This window comes from Vreelandella maris, from assembly GCF_013371085.1.
GTDB classification, from domain to species: Bacteria; Pseudomonadota; Gammaproteobacteria; order Pseudomonadales; family Halomonadaceae; genus Vreelandella; species Vreelandella maris.
The window spans coordinates 1-1,270 of sequence record NZ_JABWCV010000079.1; the positions used below are offsets into that span (position 1 = coordinate 1).

Genomic DNA, 1,270 nt, shown 5'->3' on the forward strand with positions numbered 1-1,270 from the left:
TGGCGACGGATAACTCGATTTACCAGCGCCTGCCCCAGGCGGCGGTCTACCCCAAGCATGCCGAAGACCTTGAACGCCTGACCCGACTAGCCGCGCAAACCTCCCACCGGGGCATTGTATTGACCCCACGTGGCGGCGGCACCGGCACCAACGGCCAGTCGCTCACCGACGGCATCATGGTGGACTTATCACGCCACATGAACAATATCCTCGAGATCGACACTAAAAACCGTCGAGTGCGCGTTCAGGCCGGGGTAGTGAAAGACCAGCTCAACGCCGCGCTCAAACCCCACGGGCTGTTTTTCGCCCCGGAGCTTTCGACCTCCAACCGCGCCACCATCGGCGGCATGATCTCTACCGATGCCAGCGGCCAGGGCAGCTGCGAATACGGCAAGACCCGCGACCATGTACTGGAACTCGATACTATTCTGATCGGTGGAAAGCACCTGCACAGCCGGGCGTTAACACCGGACGAAGAGCAGGCTGAACGCCTGCAGGAAGGCATTCTTGGTCGCGTGCATACCACCGCGGCCGAGATTATCGATCAACAGCGTGAGTTGATTGAGACAACCTTTCCGCCGCTCAACCGCTGCTTGACCGGCTATGACTTGGCCCACCTGCGCAATGGTGAAGGGCAGTTAAACCTCAATAGCCTGCTGTGCGGTTCGGAAGGCTCGCTGGGCTTTTTGAACGAAGCGGTGTTGAACGTGCTGCCGATCCCCAAGCACTCCACTCTGGTCAATGTGCGCTACACCAGTTTTATGGACGCACTGCGGGATGCCAAAGCGCTCATGGCGGCTAGCTCTTCACAGAACCAGCCGCAGGCGCTGCGCCCGACTTCCATAGAGACCATCGACGACACCGTGCTGCAACTGGCCATGGAGGACTTCGTCTGGGACAGCGTAGCGGAGTTCTTCCCGGCAACCGCTAACACGGTGATTCGCGGCATTAACCTGATCGAATTTAATGACGACGATAAAGCCGCCCTCGCCAAACGAGTGCGCGCCTTCACCGACCATCTAAGCCAAGACACCACCGTAGAGCGACTGGGCTACACCCTGGCCGAAGGGCGCGGGCAGATCCAGAAAGTCTATGGTATGCGCAAACGCTCGGTGGGTTTGCTCGGCAACGTGCAGGGCGAGAAACGGCCGATTCCTTTTGTGGAAGATACCGCCGTACCGCCGGAGCACTTGGCGGACTTTATTGCCGAATTTCGTGCCGCGCTGGATGCCAGAGGGCTCTCCTACGGGATGTTTGGCCATGTAGACGC

Annotated in this window: 1 protein-coding gene; it reads left to right on the forward strand. The window is 59.4% G+C overall.

The window, feature by feature from the left end; translation table 11 throughout:
- Positions 1-1,270, forward strand: a 1,270-nt coding sequence (locus HUO07_RS21520; RefSeq protein ID WP_176305139.1) for an FAD-binding oxidoreductase, incomplete at both ends; no start/stop codon positions are given.